General features: G+C 35.0%; 14 protein-coding genes. 5 read left to right on the top strand and 9 right to left on the bottom strand.

The window, feature by feature from the left end:
- The 7 genes from ACM55F_RS12735 to lgt all read right to left on the bottom strand — a co-directional run bounded on the left by ACM55F_RS12735 (window position 1) and on the right by lgt (window position 10570).
- Window positions 1–1509 (bottom strand): ankyrin repeat domain-containing protein, encoded by a 1509-nt coding sequence (locus ACM55F_RS12735; RefSeq protein WP_416854177.1) that lies wholly within the window; start codon window positions 1507–1509, stop codon window positions 1–3.
- Between the two features lie 279 nt (window positions 1510–1788).
- Window positions 1789–2940 (bottom strand): PepSY-associated TM helix domain-containing protein, encoded by a 1152-nt coding sequence (locus ACM55F_RS12730; RefSeq protein ID WP_416854176.1) that lies wholly within the window; start codon window positions 2938–2940, stop codon window positions 1789–1791.
- Between the two features lie 64 nt (window positions 2941–3004).
- Window positions 3005–5377 carry a TonB-dependent siderophore receptor gene (locus ACM55F_RS12725; RefSeq protein ID WP_416854175.1) on the bottom strand — a complete coding sequence of 791 codons (2373 nt, stop codon included), beginning with the start codon at window positions 5375–5377 and terminating at the stop codon, window positions 3005–3007.
- 199 nt (window positions 5378–5576) lie between these two features.
- Window positions 5577–6056, bottom strand: a complete 480-nt coding sequence (locus tag ACM55F_RS12720) for a DUF6265 family protein (protein WP_416854174.1) — start codon at window positions 6054–6056, stop codon at window positions 5577–5579.
- A 208-nt stretch (window positions 6057–6264) separates the two neighbouring features.
- Window positions 6265–8556 carry a DNA topoisomerase 3 gene (locus tag ACM55F_RS12715; protein WP_416854173.1) on the bottom strand — a complete coding sequence of 764 codons (2292 nt, stop codon included), beginning with the start codon at window positions 8554–8556 and terminating at the stop codon, window positions 6265–6267.
- A 246-nt stretch (window positions 8557–8802) separates the two neighbouring features.
- Window positions 8803–9453, bottom strand: a complete 651-nt coding sequence (locus tag ACM55F_RS12710; protein WP_416854172.1) for a YdeI/OmpD-associated family protein — start codon at window positions 9451–9453, stop codon at window positions 8803–8805.
- Window positions 9454–9742: 289 nt separating this feature from the next.
- A complete protein-coding gene (lgt, locus tag ACM55F_RS12705) occupies window positions 9743–10570 on the bottom strand; it encodes a prolipoprotein diacylglyceryl transferase (RefSeq protein WP_416854171.1) in 828 nt (275 codons plus the stop codon).
- Between the two features lie 500 nt (window positions 10571–11070).
- On the opposite strand from lgt, the gene prfA reads away from it, so the two are divergent.
- The 3 genes from prfA (at window position 11071) to ACM55F_RS12690 (ending at window position 14152) form a co-directional block, all read left to right on the top strand.
- The gene (gene prfA / locus ACM55F_RS12700; RefSeq protein WP_416837691.1) at window positions 11071–12147 is read left to right on the top strand and encodes a peptide chain release factor 1; all 1077 of its coding nucleotides are present in this window, start codon (window positions 11071–11073) and stop codon (window positions 12145–12147) included.
- A gap of 164 nt (window positions 12148–12311) precedes the next feature.
- Complete coding sequence (gene pyrF / locus ACM55F_RS12695) at window positions 12312–13139, top strand: orotidine-5'-phosphate decarboxylase (protein WP_416854170.1); 828 nt, start codon at window positions 12312–12314, stop codon at window positions 13137–13139.
- Window positions 13140–13357: 218 nt separating this feature from the next.
- Entirely contained in the window at window positions 13358–14152 is a 795-nt protein-coding gene (locus ACM55F_RS12690) for an ABC transporter substrate-binding protein (RefSeq protein ID WP_416854168.1), read from the top strand.
- Here ACM55F_RS12690 and ACM55F_RS12685 read toward each other — a convergent pair.
- Window positions 14147–14296 carry a hypothetical protein gene (locus tag ACM55F_RS12685; protein ID WP_416854167.1) on the bottom strand — a complete coding sequence of 50 codons (150 nt, stop codon included), beginning with the start codon at window positions 14294–14296 and terminating at the stop codon, window positions 14147–14149. The two genes, ACM55F_RS12690 and ACM55F_RS12685, sit on opposite strands and share 6 nt — an antisense overlap.
- Before the next feature lie 108 nt (window positions 14297–14404).
- Here ACM55F_RS12685 and ACM55F_RS12680 point away from each other — a divergent pair, with 108 nt between their 5' ends.
- A complete protein-coding gene (locus tag ACM55F_RS12680) occupies window positions 14405–15190 on the top strand; it encodes an alpha/beta fold hydrolase (RefSeq protein ID WP_416854166.1) in 786 nt (261 codons plus the stop codon).
- Between the two features lie 224 nt (window positions 15191–15414).
- Here the strand turns inward: ACM55F_RS12680 and ACM55F_RS12675 are convergent, their stop codons facing one another.
- Window positions 15415–16137, bottom strand: a complete 723-nt coding sequence (locus tag ACM55F_RS12675) for a DUF4197 domain-containing protein (RefSeq protein WP_416854165.1) — start codon at window positions 16135–16137, stop codon at window positions 15415–15417.
- 136 nt (window positions 16138–16273) lie between these two features.
- Here ACM55F_RS12675 and ACM55F_RS12670 point away from each other — a divergent pair, with 136 nt between their 5' ends.
- A complete protein-coding gene (locus ACM55F_RS12670) occupies window positions 16274–16930 on the top strand; it encodes a VOC family protein (protein ID WP_416854164.1) in 657 nt (218 codons plus the stop codon).
- Window positions 16931–16932: the final 2 nt, after the last annotated feature.

The following is a 16932-nucleotide window of genomic DNA, read 5'->3' as shown; positions in this document are numbered from 1 at the left end:
CTATTTTAAAAATTCTAGAGATACGTTGTTTTTTGTTAAAGACTCATTTTCTTTTGCTAAGGCGTATGCGCTTTCTTCAAAATCAGTGGTGATTTCTTTTTTGGCACCGATAGACACTAGGTATTTCAAGATAATATCGTCTTTAGAAATCATAGCTGCTTTGTGCAACGCTGTTAAACCATCTTTGTTTTTTGCGTTTACATCGATGTTTAAATCGGTAATTTTCTTTAGCAAAGTTAAATCGTTTTTAACTATAGCGAAATGGTATAGCGTGCTCCCGTCTTTTTGAGGAGTGGCTAAGTTTAATCCTTTATCCTGAAGCAATTTTATTTTAGCCTCAAAAGGATCTTGTTTTGGAGCGTTAGCAGCTTCCGGGCCACGACCCATTTGCGGTCTGTACGATTGTATTAAGTAATATCCTAAGTTGTTTTCATCTTTGTCTTGAACATTTGTGTTAGCACCCTTACTTAAAAGAAGTGTTACTGCTTCAGGAGTTCCTGACTTCACAGCCATCGTTAATGCCGACTCTCCTTTACCATTTTGCAGATTGTTGTTTTTTGCAATTGGCAATAACAGTTCTAATGCAGCAATTTCTCTGGACCCGGCCGCAACCATTAATGGAGTATTCCCTTCGTTATCGGCTTTATTGGCATCTACTCCTTTGGACAAAAAGTAGTTGATGATTTCGGTTTGTTTTGGTTTACTTACTAGAAAATGAAGTACAGTTTCTCCTGTTTTGCTGGTTACTGTCGGTTTTAGTTTTAATTCTTCTACCAAGTATTTATAAGTTTCCAAAGTATTTGCTTCTCTGCGGGAACCTTGTGCAGCAACAATTAACGCATTATCATTGTATTTTACTCCTTTTTCTAATAGGTTTTTTAAAAGTGCTACATTACCCGTTCTAGCGGCATAATTAAAGGCAGTATTACCATCGTCATCAACAGCTGCAAGAGACAATCCTTTAGAAACAAAATAATTAGAAAGGGTAAGGTTTTTGTCAGATGGTATAGCCATAAGCAGTAAGTTTAGACCGTCTCTGTATTTTTTTTTAGGGTCTATTCCTGCTTTAAAAAGTGCCTCATAAACAGCGATATTGTTTTGTCCGCTATTGGCTGCAAATGTAATTGGGGTTGTACCTTGGCTATCTTCTAAGTTTATATCTGATCCTTTAGCTATAAGATATTCTACTATTTCTAGATTTCCTTTATTAGCGGCCCAATGTAAATAAATGCGATTGTCGTGTGTTGATTTAGTGACTTCATTTCCAGATTGTTCCAGTAAGAATTTTATTGTAGCCGCAGGCGCATCATTATTAATAGCAATAACAGTTGCGTCAAAAGCATTTGGGGTCGATGCTGACGGGCTGTTTCCTTTTGCTATTTCAGCTTTAACCGCATTTACATCTGGAGTTGTTTTCCAGAATGACTGCTCCAAAAGTGTGTTTTTTTGCTGCGCACTAACAAATAAAGTAGCGACTAAGGCAAAAGAAATAAAAAGATTCTTTTTCATAAATTTTTTATAAAGGTTCTTATTAATAGGGGATGTGTGTTTATTTAATTAGTTATTTAGAATAAATAAAAATAGCGCAAATGTAAAAATTAATAATATAATACCAATTATTATTTATCCTATTTAAAGAAAAATTTTATTGTTTTTTAGCTTCTCTGGCATATTCTAATTCAAAAAAGCACATTGATTTTTTTTGAATTATTTTATTTAGATATCAAAATAATTGGAAGGTTTAATGCCATTACTTTAAATTATTCAATTATGCTTTTTTATATTGATTTAAAGAGAAGCAATTGTTGTATTTTTCTTTTTTTTGTTTCGTCCCCACCAAATGTAAAACCCGGATATTGGAAGGCTCGCAATAAGTAAACTAAATAGGAATGCGAAAATTTTTCCGGGTAAGCCTAGTATTGCTCCTGTGTGAATGTCATAATTCATTTTCATGAGGTTATCGGCAATTTTAGCTTCTTTTTGTCTGCCCCACAGATGGGAAACATTCATTTCTTTAAGGCTGTATTGATCAAAATAACGGTAATCTATTTTCCAATAGGTTCCTTTGTCTGAATTAGCATTGGCAGCTATTGGAGAAGTGGCTTTTTCTGGCGGATGTATTTCAATGGATTCCGCTTGAGGATATTCTTTTTGCATTTGAAGCCAGATTTTATCCAATGGGTTTGCGATTGTAGTAGTTGCTGTCTTTGTATTTATTTTTGAAAGCGGTTCTTCATATAATAATGATTTTTCACCACCGGATACTTTATAATAAGATTCAGCAAACCATTGAAATCCCCATACTAAACCCGTAATGGCGAAAATAATTCCAATTATTAGCACATAAAAACCGGTGATATTATGTAAATCGTAATTTTTTCTTTTCCACTTTATTCCTTTTTTCCATTTGAACCAAAAGCGTTGTTTTGCTGCATTTTTGTTTTTGGGATACCAAAGAATTAAACCCGAAACCAGCAGTACCAGAAATACTAATGTCGCCGATGCCACAACTGTTTGTCCAATTTCGTGTGGCAACCAAAGGTAGAAATGTCCGTCTAAAATAAAAGGAAAAAATCCTTCCTTATTGTTTACTGTTTTCAAAACCTTTCCTGTATACGGGTTTATAAAGACGGTATAGTAATACGTGGGTTCATAATGAAAAAACTCAGCTTCCGCGGCATTATTTTTTTCATTGTATTTTATGGCATGGAGCAGTTTATCAGGAAGTTCTTTTTTAGCAATTACAGCTAATTTTGAAGGAGGTAAAAAAGTATTTTCCTGTTCTTTTACAAAACGATATTCTTCAGTGATATTTTGTATTTCTTCCTGAAAAGCATATAAACAGCCCGTTATGGCAATTATAAAAACAATTATGCCCGAAGATAAACCAAGCCATAAGTGTATTTTTCCTATTGTTTTTTTGAAATCATTATTTTTCATTAAAAATGGATAAAACTCCTCACCGAAATGAGGAGTTTAGTTAAACAAACAAAACTAACTAACTCTAAAATTTATATCCAACAGATAAGCGCATGTGGGTTCCGGCTTCTGTTTGCCAGTAATACATTGTGTTATAGCTATAATATCCTCCAGAATACAAGTATTTGTTCAAGATATTATTGACAATAAGGTTGACTGATATTTTGTTTTTTTGGTACGTAACACCTCCGTCCAATCGGAAATAGTCTGGAAGCATTCCGCTATTATCAGGAGAAATATACCATGGTGCTCTTTTTACTTGGTATTGGTATCCTAATGAAAAACCAACTCCATTTAGTGTCCCTCTATCTATTTTATAATTCAACCAGGCATTTTGGATGTGTCTTGTAGTTCCGGCTACTTGAGTTCCCACAAGTGATTGATCAGTATCTTTGGTTGTTTTTCCTTCCGTAAAAGCATAGTTTACAATAAGGTCTAAGTTTTTGAAGATTTCTCCTCTAATATCTACCTCAAAGCCTTTTGTTTTTTGCTGTCCACTTTCTCTACTGAATTGTTGTGTTCCGGATGAATGTTCCGGATCTAATGTCAGTACATTGTTTTTGGTAATTTGATAAACAGAAACTACCGAATTCCATTTTCCGTTTAACCAGTCTCTTTTTAAACCGAATTCTATATTTCCTCCAGTTTCAGGTTTAAAAGATTGGCCTTGCCAGTTCGTACCGTAGTTCTCATTAAAAGATTGGTCGTTTACAAAATAGGCAGCCGTGTTTTTATCAATGGAATAACTCAAACCTACTCTTGGTGTAAATTTTTCATTTTTGGTACCCCCAGAGTAAACATTATACGCTTTAAGTATCGTATATCTTCCTGCCAATGTTAATCGAAGTTTATTGTCAAAGAAACCCAATTCGTCCTGTACATATAGCGCTTTATAACTGTTTTGGTATTTTACACCTCTATTTTCCAGACTTTTACTTCTGTCGAAAGTTGGAGAAGCGGCTAGTGTTCCGTGTACCGGATTGTAGATGTCTAAATCTGGCATGGTAAAATATTGGGACCAGTCATGAAAAAATGTTTTATCACTTAAATCCAATCCCGATAGTATTTTGTGGGTAACTGATCCTGTTGTAGCTTCACCATTTACAAAAGCTTGTCCAACATATATTTTTCCTAAAATATCCCAATTTCCACCAGCACGTTTAAGAATTGCATCATTGGTTGGATCAAAGCCGGCAGGCCATAATGACATTCCTTCTTGTTGGTAATTAAGATAAGATGTTTGAGCAGTAAACTTCCATTGGTCACTTATTTTATGATCTAAAATGGCAAGAATATTTCTTTCGGTCATTTTTGTAGGATCTAAATTAGCTTCTGATGTTGAGAAACTTCTTGGTAAATCAGCATATCCTCTGTGCGAAAAAACATAATTAGAACCAACAGCATTTACTTTAGAAAATTGCTGCGTGTATTCCAGTGTTATGGCTGTTTTATCGGTTGCCAAATATTTAAGTACAGGAGCAAAAGTGTAGCGATCATTAAAATCAAAATCACGGTAACTGCCTTTCTTTTCACCCATTACATTAATACGGTACAATAATTTTCCGTTTTTGGTCAGTTTTCCATCAAAATCTAATGTTCCTCTATATCGATCAAAACTTCCTAGCGTTATACTCGCTTCGCCTTTGGTACGTCCGCTTGGTTTTTTGGTAACTACATTATAAAAACCGCTCGGGTTACCGTTTGCTAGCATAAATCCTGCAGGACCTTTTACAAATTCGATACGTTCCACCATACTCATATCCTCTGTAAGTGGTCCCCAAGTGGAACTGATATTCATTCCGTTTCTAAAAGCGGCCACTTGACTCCCTCTCATGGTAATATTGGCATAATTATCCCAGTGTTCCACTCTTGTAGCGCCACTCACATTGCGGGTCACCCCTTCCAGCATATCAAAAATTTGTTGGTCTTGAATAAGTTTTCCTGTTATAACTTGTATGTTTTGCGGAATCTCAATAATAGGCGATTGTAAACGAAGTGTTGATGAAACACGATTCGTTTTGAAAGCGCTCTTGTTACTCAAAACCACCACTTGGTTTAACTCATTGTTCGATAAAGTAAGTTGTAATGCAACAGTAGTAACTTCTCCAGTAGTAATTTTTACTTCTTGCTCCAGGTCATTATAACCAACTAAAGTAATTTTTAGGATATGAACTCCTTCGGATATGTTTTTTAGGACAAAAGTTCCATTGTTATCCGCAATAGTATTTTTGTTCGCTCCTTTTATAGAAACTGAAACTCCTTCGGCGGGTTTGTTATCGCTTGTCAAAATGGTTCCTTTTATGCTACCGGAGTTTTGGGCAAAAGCGGTGGTTATAGAAAGCAGCATTAGACAGGCGAGAAAAATAAATTGAGGTATTCGTTGTTTCAAATATTTCATGATTAAAAATTAAGTTAGTTAAAGCTTATTTAGAATAAATAAGAATAAGTCAAAAATAAAATTTAATTTTTATTTAACAAGTGTTATTTAGATTAATTAAAAATAATATTTTAACAAGATGATTTTCATAATTTTAAGACATAAAAAAACCTTGCTTTTCTAGAGCAAGGTTTTGATTTGAGTATGAAATGTTATCTTTTTATTTGGTCTTTTTCATCGAAAATTGTTCAGAACTTGGTTTCCCTTGTTGAATTCCCGAAATTTTAGCCACCAAACTGTCAGGAGTAATTTGGGTATAACTTATTTTTTGAGGATAATCGTGTTTTGGGTTTTCAAAAACCAATTGTTTTTCGGTTGCGGTTGTTAATTTAAAAGAAACCGGTTTGTCATCGTTTTGTCCTTTTACGGCTGCAGTATACGTTAAATTTTCTCCTTTTTGTTGTAATGTGATAGATTCAAAATGCAAGGTGTCTTTTTCTTTAATATAATAGGATTGTGCTTGAAAAGTACTGTCGTTTACTTTTTCCCAATTTTCCGTTAGATTGCCATCAGCTGATTTGTTTTCCCAATTACCCAAAAGCCAACTTGCCGCTTTGATTTTTTCGTTTTTGTTTGAATCAGAATTTTTGCAAGAAACAATGGCTAACAAAAGCAGTATAAGAGTCGTTTTTTGAAACATTGGTGTAAATATTAAGTTTTATTTTGAAAAGCTAAAGTATGAAAAAGTTAGCCACAAAGGCGCTAAGTCACAAAGAAAAAATAAGATGCAGAAGTCATTAAGTAATCTTTCCTATAATCAGGATATAATCATCTTCTTTGATTTGAAATTTGCGCCTTAGTGCCTTAGTGGCAGAAATTGCCTTAGTGTTTGTAATGTTGAACGGTTCTTAAATACTTTTTTTCAAAATAGTATAAACCAGTTCTTTGGTGGGTTTTTTGTCTTTTAATTTAGCTCTAACCATATCAAAAGTCACTTTGAAATCACAACCCGATTTATAGTGGCTGCAACCATAAGCAGTTTTCCCTTTAAGAACCGTTCCTTTTTGACATTTCGGACAGACTAATGCATCCGGTATTGCTTTCGCCTCCGTTTTCTTCGGTTCTAATTTGAGTTGAAAATTTTCGTCAAAGCGAAGCAAACCCTCCACAACACCGGTATCGGTTTTGAAATCTTTCAAGTTTACGGTAGACCCTTTTTGAAGCAATCGCAAGTATTGGTTCTCAGATATTTTTTTTTCTGCAAAAGTGTAGGGCAATAGAAAAGTGCAACCTGCTTTATATTCGCCACAGCCATAAGCTGCTTTTCCTTTTATGAGCGTTGCTTTTTTACATTTCGGACAGGCTTCCGCCAAAATTCCTGCGGCTTTCTTTTTCTCTACTTTAGCAACTTCTTTTTGGACATTTCCCGCGTGCGAAATATTGGCACGTCTGGTTTCACTTCGTACTTCATACACCAAGACTTCTACCATGCGCTTCATATTGTTGATAAACGCAGCAGCGGTAAAAGTTCCTTTTTCAATATCTTTCAACTGCTTTTCCCAGGAACCCGTAAGTTCTGCCGACTTTACTAAATCATTTTGAATGGTGTCAATCAATTGAATCCCCGTTGGCGTTGGCAATACCTGTTTTTTGTTCCGAACAATGTATTGGCGTCTAAAAAGGGTTTCAATAATATTAGCCCGTGTCGATGGACGACCAATACCGTTTTCTTTCATCAATTCACGCAAATCTTCATCATCCACCTGTTTGCCCGCGGTTTCCATGGCGCGCAATAAGGTGGCTTCCGTAAACTGATTGGGTGGCTTGGTTTCCTTTTCTAAAAATGAGGGTTCGTGTGGTCCTTTTTCGCCTACAACAAAGCTTGGCAATATATCGGCTTCTTTTTCTTTGGCGTTTGGGTCTTCGAAAACTATTCGAAATCCTTTTTTCAGGATTTCTTTTCCGGTGGTTTTGAAAGCTACATCGGCTGCTTTTCCAATTACGGTGGTATTGGCCACCAAACAATCGTCATAAAATGCTGCAATAAAACGCTTGGTAATTATGTCATACACTTGTTGCTGATTATATTGCAAATTGCTTTGAATCCCCGTTGGAATAATTGCATGGTGATCGGTTACTTTTTTATCATTGAAAACCTTGGTCGATTTTTTAATCTTTTTTCCTAAAAGTGGTTGCGTCAACGCCGCATAATTGGTTAAATTTTGCAGGATACCGGGTACTTTTGGGTAGATATCGTTGGGTAAAAACGTAGTATCAACTCTAGGGTAGGTGACTACCTTTTGTTCGTACAAAGTCTGAACAATTTTAAGCGTTTCATCTGCTGTAAAGCCAAACTTGGTATTGCAATATACTTGTAAACCTGTTAAATCAAACAGTTTAGGCGCAAACTCATTACCATTCTTTTTTTCGACAGAAACAATTTCAAAATCACTTTCTTTGACTTTATTGGCTAAAATTTCTCCATCTTCTTTCTTCAAAAAACGTCCATCTTCATAGCTGAAAAGCGTGTCTCTGTATAAGGTTTGCAACTCCCAATACGGTTGCGGCTTGAAATTCTCAATTTCCTTGAATCGGTCCACGACCATCGCTAAGGTTGGGGTTTGTACCCGCCCAATAGACAAAACTTGTTTGTATCCGCCATGTTTTACGGTATACAAACGGGTGGCATTCATACCGAGTAACCAGTCGCCAATGGCTCTGGAAAAGCCTGCGTAGTATAAATTATCGTAGTTGGCCGATGGTTTCAAGTTTTCAAAACCCTCTTTGATGGCTTCGGTGGTCAGGGATGAAATCCACAAGCGTTTTACCTCGCCTTTGTATTGGGCTTCATTCATGACCCAGCGCTGAATGAGTTCTCCTTCTTGCCCGGCATCCCCGCAGTTTATAACAAGCTCAGCTTTGTCAAATAAACTTTTTATAATTTTAAATTGCTTTTGAATACCCGAATTTTCCACCACTTTGGTTTCAAATTTCTCGGGAAGCATGGGCAGGTTGTTCAAATCCCAACTTTTCCAATGGGGTTTGTAATCGTTCGGTTCTTTCAAGGTGCATAAATGCCCAAAGGTGTAGGTTACGGCATAGCCATTGCCTTCGTAATACCCATCGTGTTTGGTATTGGCTCCTAAAACGGATGCGATTTCGCGTGCTACACTTGGTTTCTCGGCAATACAGACCTTCATTTTTTCCTTCTAATTTAAGGGCGCAAATTAGGAATTTAGAAATTGGTATTAAAAAGAAATTGTATGGAGTTATGAACGGGTAGGACTTACTATTTTTTAGGAGCAGGACGAATGTTTTTTTCAAGGACGAACGGTCCTGCTGTCCGCTGTATCTCTGCGCTACGCTGCGAGGATGCCGCTTCCATCAGGGCTATTGATTCCGTTTCATTTTCATAATAACCAAAGTAATAAGATGCTGCTAGATTGTCATTTATTTTCTCCTCGAATGTATTTGTGTGAACCGTCGCAGTTGGGCATTTTTTTAGACATCCCACAAATGCAATCGTTGAATCCTTTTCCGTCAAGAATTCGCGGAATGTAATTTTCTATTCTCGTTTCCCGAGTTTTGGATTGTTTGGCAGCCGAAAAATACAAATTGTAGGCTCGTTGTCGTCCCGGTGTTAAGGCTTTAAAAGCTGTTTTTAAAGAAGGATTTTTGTCTAAAGCAATTTGTAATTCTTCCACCAATTCAAGTTTTGTATTGCTTTTAAAAATCACTTTCAAGCCCGCTTTTTCTAACTCAATGGCTTCATAAATATAGTTTTTTATGATGGGCTCCAGTTCTTGAATTTCCTGCAAATTCGTAAACTTAAAGAAGCGTACTGCCTGACTGTTTTCTCCCGGTTTACTTAGAAGACCATTGCTATCTTGTAACAAAGTCCCTTTGAAAAAACTAAGCGCACAGTATTCTTTAAAACGGCCTATTAGTACAACATTGTTTCCCTGAAAACTGTAACAAGGAGTACGCCACTTGAATTCTTCGGTTAGCCCGCAATCGAGTAGCAATAGTCGCAATTGCCCTATTTCGGGCTGCCATTTTTTGACATTGCTTATAAAGTCATCAACTTTGGGGTTCATTTTATTTGATTTTAAAAACAAAGAAGGTTTTGGTTTTATAAAAGTATTAAAATAAACGCATTGTAAATGCTACGATTTTGCTAAAAATTAAAATTGGTACTCGTTGTAAACAAGCACCAATGGGTATGATAGGTGTTGTGCGATTGTGTGCTTTGCGAAGTCTTCCGACTTCGTACCCATTGCTATATGCCGTTCTAACTTTAGCAACCTTTATTTTCCTGTGTTTGTTGATTATTGGAATTGCTACGAAGTCGCGAGACTTCGCCTTTAGATTTGTAAAGTGGTTTTTTTATTTAGTTTCTTTTTTCATTAAATTTATCAACACAAAATACATTCCAATTATTATAAATGGAATACTCAATATTTGCCCCATATTTAATTTCATTCCTTCTTCAAATTCTACTTGATTTATTTTTACAAACTCAATTAAAATTCTCATTGCGAAAATTAAAGTTATTGCTAAACCAAAGAAAAAACCATTCCCTAATTTTATGTTTTTAGTTTTGTGTGTAATAAAAATTATTAAAAAAATTATAAAATATGAAATTGCTTCATAAAGTTGAGCTGGATGTCTTGGTATATTGTCAACACGTTTAAAAATAAATGCCCAAGGCATTGTTGTTGGATTACCAATCATTTCAGAGTTCATTAAGTTCGCAAGCCTTATGAATGTTGCTCCAAGTGGCGCAACAATTGCAATTAAATCAAGTATTTTAAGATATTTTATTTCATATTTTTTTGAATATAGATAAAGTGAAATGAGCAAACCAATTGTTCCTCCGTGGCTTGCTAAACCTGCAAAACCTATAAATTTGTATTCTCCATTTAGAGTTTTCTTAATAGGTAAGATAATTTCTAATATGTTTTTTGAATAATAATCAAAGTCATAAAATAAACAATGTCCTAATCTCGCTCCAACAAAAATTCCAATTATTCCGTAAACAAATAGTGCTTCGTGTGCGGTATCTTTTAAATTTTCTTCTTTAAAAATTCCTTTAAGAATGTACATACATAAAAGTAAACCACAAGCGAATAAAAGTCCGTAATATTTTAATGGAAACCCTAAAATATTAATTATTTCAGAGTCAAAATCCCAATTTATGTATAATGCAATCATATTTTTTATTAATTTCTATTTTCTGCGTTTTTTTGGAAAACTAGCCACCAACTTGTATATATGTATGCCAAAATCATACAAAGCCATCCAATTTTGGGTAGATATGTATGATAAACGTCAGAGTTTATTTATTTTCAAATATACATCCTTAATACCGAAAATACTGATTAAATAAATTGAGTTTATGTCATTTTTCAAAAGTAGTTCCTTTTGATTCAAGGATTTTATGGAAAACCGTAATCGCCGTTTTTTATTACAAATGCCCTAGCCCTGATTACTTCACTTTGCTTTTATTTTAATTGGAGTTCAGTGAACTTCGTTTGCAGCGGCATCCTTTTTCTTGCTCCTTTAGCAAGGAAAAGATATAGCGCATAGCAGGAAACAGCTCCTGATTGCCACACAATTCGTTCCTCATTGTTCGCAATGACAATCTCAATTAGGAACCTTGCAAACTGAATACTTTTTTCGTATTTTTGCACTCCAATAAAAGGAATAAGAAAATGTTAGATAGACTTCAAATAGTAAAACAACGTTTCGATGAGATATCGGATTTAATCATTCAGCCGGATGTTATCTCTGATCAGAAGCGTTATGTGCAATTGAATCAAGAGTACAAAAGTTTAAAAGCTTTGGCTGAAAAGCGCGATGAATATGTTATTATCATGGCGAATATTGAAGAAGCAAACGAAATAATTGCCGATAACAGTGATGCTGATATGACCGAAATGGCCAAAATGCAACTGGAAGAAGCGAAGGAAAGATTACCGGAACTGGAGGATGAAATCAAATTTATGTTGATTCCTAAAGATCCCGAAGATGCCAAGAATGTCATGGTGGAGATTCGTGCCGGAACGGGTGGGGATGAAGCGAGTATTTTTGCAGGGGATTTATTCCGTATGTACACGAAATATTGTGAGAACAGAGGTTGGAGAACTTCGGTTGTGGATATGAACGAAGGAACATCTGGTGGATTTAAAGAGGTGATTTTTGAAGTTACCGGTGAAGATGTTTACGGAACCTTGAAGTTTGAAGCAGGTGTTCACCGCGTACAACGTGTACCACAAACGGAAACGCAAGGACGTGTGCACACCTCGGCAGCGACTGTTATGGTATTGCCGGAAGCAGAGGAATTTGATGTACAAATTGATATGAATGATGTACGTGTGGATTTCTTCTGTTCGTCAGGACCAGGTGGACAATCGGTAAATACAACCAAATCAGCGGTTCGTTTGACCCACATTCCAACCGGATTAGTGGCGCAATGTCAGGATCAAAAATCACAACATAAAAATAAAGACAAGGCATTTGGCGTTTTGCGTTCCCGTTTATACGAACAGGAATTAGCCAAAAAACAAGCGGAAGATGCTACCAAACGTACGTCTCAGGTAAGTTCTGGTGACCGTTCTGCAAAAATTCGCACCTATAATTACGCACAAGGTCGTGTAACCGATCACCGTGTAGGTTTGACATTGTACGATTTAGGAAATATCATGAATGGTGACATTCAGAAAATTGTTGATGAGCTAGCGTTAGTCAACAACATGGAAAAATTGAAAGAAGCAAGCGAAGTTTTTTAAAAAAATAGATGCAAGAATAAAGAATAAAGAAAATAGAATAAAGAGAAAAGATGCCATACTGAATTAGTTTGGCATTTTTTTAATTTTGAATAAATTACATTGCGCATAACATTAGGTTTAGAAGTGAGGTACCTTAAACTTTAAACTTTAAACTTTTTAATCAAATGACTACACAACAACTTATTGACCAAATCAAAATCAAGAAATCATTCCTGGCAGTAGGACTCGATGTTGATTTGAATAAAATTCCACCCCATTTATTAGAACTGGAAGATCCTATTTTCGAATTCAATAAAGCAATCATTGATGCGACCCATGATTTAGCGGTGGCTTACAAACCCAATACTGCTTTTTATGAAGCCTACGGAATAAAAGGTTGGATGTCGTTGCAGAAAACAATTAATTATATCAACTCAACTTATCCGGATATCTTCACGATTGCGGATGCTAAACGTGGTGATATTGGAAATACGTCTTCGATGTACGCCAAAGCTTTTTTTGAAGATTTGAACTTTGACAGCGTTACTGTTGCTCCTTATATGGGGAAAGATTCGGTAGAGCCGTTTTTGGCTTTCGAAAATAAACATACGATTATGCTAGCTTTGACTTCTAATGAAGGTGCGTTTGATTTTCAGACTTTGAACGTGGACGGAAAAGAATTGTACAAACAGGTGTTAGAAACGTCTAAAACGTGGAAAAATAGCGAAAACCTGATGTATGTTGTCGGTGCTACCAAAGCCGAATATTTTACTGAAATTCGTAAAATTGTCCCTGACAGTTTCTTGCTGGTTCCAGGTGTTGGCGCGCAAGGCGGAAGTTTAGCTGAAGTTTGTAAATACGGAATGAATGCCAATGTAGGATTATTGATCAATTCTTCCAGAGCCATTATTTATGCTTCAAATGGAACTGATTTTGTTGAAAAAGCAAGAGAAGAAGCGTTGAAAATGCAACAGGAAATGGAAGCGATATTAAACGATATTAAACCGAATTAACGTTATATTATCTGTAGAGATGCACTGCTGTGCTTCTTTTATATGGTAAAAAAAACATATTAAATTGGTTAACCATGTAAGGGATATAAGAACATATAACAGATGCCAATTTATTGACTTTGTAACTTAAATGAACTTACATTCCTTATATGGTTTGAATTTTATTTTGCATGCTGCTAATAGAATAGAGCCTTGATGTTTAAGGTTAAAACAAAATTATGAAAACTCTAACTGACCAACTCGGGACTTCCCATTCTTTTGAAACTTCACCAAAACGCATTATTTCATTAGTTCCTTCACAAACGGAATTACTGTATGATTTAGGTTTGGAAGACCGAATTGTAGGGATTACCAAATTCTGCGTGCATCCGTATCATTTTAAGTCAACGAAGAAAATTGTTGGCGGAACGAAGAAAGTGCATTATGAGAAAATCAGATTGCTGCAACCGGATATCATCATTTGTAATAAAGAGGAAAATACACAAGAAATTGTGGAGGAGTTGCGTAAAATTTGTACGGTTTGGGTGACGGATATTATTACGATTGAAGACAATTTTCAGATGATTACCGATTTTGGTCAGCTTTTCAATTGCAGAACTGAAGCCCAGAAATGGAACGATAAATTGGCTTTTGCCTTGAGCGATTTTAAAAACTTCGTTAAAGATATACCCGTTAGAAAAGCGGCATATTTCATTTGGAAAAACCCTTTTATGGTCGCTGGTTCGGATAATTTCATCAATGAATTATTAAAACTAAATCATTTTGAAAATATTTATGAAAATAAATCACGTTACCCGGAAATCGAACTCAAAAAAATGCGCTTGGAAGGTGATCCGGATTTGGTTTTTCTGTCTTCAGAACCTTTCCCCTTCAAAGAAGAAGATGCCTTTGAAATAGGCCGTTTCACGCATCATGCAAAAACGGTATTTGTAGATGGTGAAATGTTTTCTTGGTATGGAAGCCGCTTGCTAAAAGCGTTTGACTATTTTAAAAAAATACATCAAAAATTATAGTTCACATTCTTCCAGAACTAATTCTTCCATAGTAACGGTAGGCTTTGAAGTGTTATTTTCTATTTCGAAATTTTGTTCAGCAAGTATTTGATATTCTCTTTTAAGCTTTTCTATTTCACTTTTCTCTTTCAATAATCCAATCATCGGTGTAATTTTTTTGCAAATTTACGTTTTACAATTGTTAAATTAGCATTAATATATGTTAAGATTGAGATTTAAAATTAAAATCCTATTTTTACAAAAAATAAGAACGTGATTAATTACACCATTTACGAAAATAAAAACACCGATCAGTGGGTAACTTTTGTGCATGGTGCCGGCGGAAGTTCTTCTATCTGGTTCAAACAAATACGCGATTTCAAAAAGCAGTATAATATATTGTTATTGGATTTGCGTGGTCACGGGGAATCAAAACCGACTTTAAAAACGGCTTTCAAACAGAAATATACGTTTTCGGCTTTGGCCAATGATATTCTGGAAGTTTTAGACTTTCTTAAAATAAAAAAATCACATTTTGTTGGAATTTCATTAGGTACAATTCTGATCAGACAATTGGCAGAAATGTATCCGGAACGGGTTCAAAGTATGATTCTTGGCGGTGCAATCCTGAAAATGAATTTCCGTTCTCAAGTATTGATGCGATTGGGGAATATGTTTAAGTATGTATTGCCTTATTTAGTTTTATATAAGTTTTTTGCCTTTGTCATCATGCCTAAAAAAAGTCACAAGCAATCTCGTGTTCTTTTTATAAACGAGGCTAAAAAATTATACCAGAAAGAATTTATTAAATGGTTTAAACTCACTGCCGAGATTAATCCGGTTCTCAAATGGTTTCGTCAGGTCGAATTGAATATTCCTACGCTTTATGTTATGGGTGAAGAGGATTATATGTTTTTACCATCGGTTCGGAAAGTAGTGGAGAATCATTATAAATCTTCAAAACTGTTTGTAATAGAAAAATGTGGACATGTAGTAAATGTGGAGCAACCTAATGCTTTTAACGATGCCGTCCTTTCTTTTATAAATACCGCTAAATAAAAAAATGCCTGCATTATAAATGCAGGCAATTCTTTAACTAACCAAAACCAAAATAATAAATAACCAGTTTATTACCCTGCAAAGGTCACACATAAGCGAGCGTTTTGCTGTTAAGATTTTGTTATTACTTTGTTGTATATACGTTAAGTTTTCTTCTTGAATTTTAAGAATAATAAAATAGGATGAAACACCAATGTTTAATCTGTTTTAGGTGTTGATTGTAATTATTTTTTGTCTTGCAAAGCAAAAACCTTTTTCAGTACATCCGAAGTTCTGGCATTTAGATTGGTTCTGATATTTTTTTCTTCGACAGTAATCATTTTGAAAACCCCATCCAGCGCTTTGTTGGTGATATAATCGGTTATGTCAGGATTCACTTTTGAAACAAGGGGAATAGTATTGTATTTTTTTATAATGGAATTCCAAATTACATCAGCACCCACTTTATTAATTGACTTTTGTACAACGGGACTGAATTTAGCATACAATGGAATAGTTGTAGCAGATTGTAAATAAGTAGTGGCGGCATTATCATTTCCTAGCAAAATGCTTTTGGCATCAGTAATAGTAATGTTTTTAATGGCCGAGACAAAAATTGGAGTTGCTTCTTTTACGGCATCTTCAGCAGCACGATTTAATGCTTTAATCCCATCATCTGCTAAATTAACCATCCCCATTTTTCTAAGTGTTTTGTCAACTCTTGCTAATTCTTCGGGCATTAAAATTTTTACGGTTTCGTTTTTATAAAACCCATCTACTGCTGTTAATTTCGATACTTGTTCAGTCACTCCTTTATTTAATGCCTCTTTTAAACCGGAAGCAATGTCTATGCTTGTATTCGTTTTTGTAAGAGTCGAAGTTTTGTCCGCCGCTTTCTTAATGAAATCTTTAAATTGAGCTGTGCCAATAAATGGAACGAGAAGAAGTAGTAACCCTATTTTTTTCATCTTGTATAATTTGTTCCAAAATTAAGCAAAGATTGGCTGGATGCAAAAGATAAAAACAATCAATTTGATTATGATAGCAAGTGTGTTATCTTTGAGATAAACTTCTAAATTCTGTTTATAACTTAACTAAAATGTGATGAATATCCTTGAACTTGAATTATTGACAGCTAATATAAATGAAACAGAGTTGTTTTATAATGAAGTCATTGGATTTAAAACTGTTTCAAAAAACAATTCGAGTATTTCATTTAGAGCAGGTTTCACAAAACTAACGTTCAGGTCTTCTGAAAACGGAAGTCCAGTATACCATTTTGCTTTTGATATACCAAATAATAAATTGCTGGAAGCTTTTGCCTGGATAGAAAAGAAAACGGAAATTCTAGATGTAATTCCACCCGATAAAATCGCGGATTTTTATAATTGGAATGCAAAGTCCTTTTATTTTTATGACAATAATGGAAATGTTTTAGAATTCATTGCCCGTTTTGGTTTGGATAATGCATCGGAAAAGCCTTTTGATGGATCGTCAATTGTATCTGTTAGCGAAATAGGTTTTGTTTCAAAAAATGTTTCACAGCTCAGTGATGAAATGTTTAATAAATACGGTCTTTCTGTGTTTTCAAAACAACCCAAACTAAATAAATTCATAGTTTTAGGAACAGATACAGGACTTTTTATTCTTGTTGAAGAAAACCGGGATTGGTACCCAACGCATAAAAAAGCAAAATCATTTTGGACTAAAGTAGTATTTGACAACAATGGTAAAGCAATGGAAATTGAAGTTTCAGACTAATG

Source organism: Flavobacterium melibiosi, from assembly GCF_048158545.1.
GTDB lineage: Bacteria > Bacteroidota > Bacteroidia > Flavobacteriales > Flavobacteriaceae > Flavobacterium > Flavobacterium melibiosi.
The sequence above is the reverse complement of the archived record's forward strand: the minus strand, read 5'-3'. Positions and strand labels throughout refer to the sequence as shown.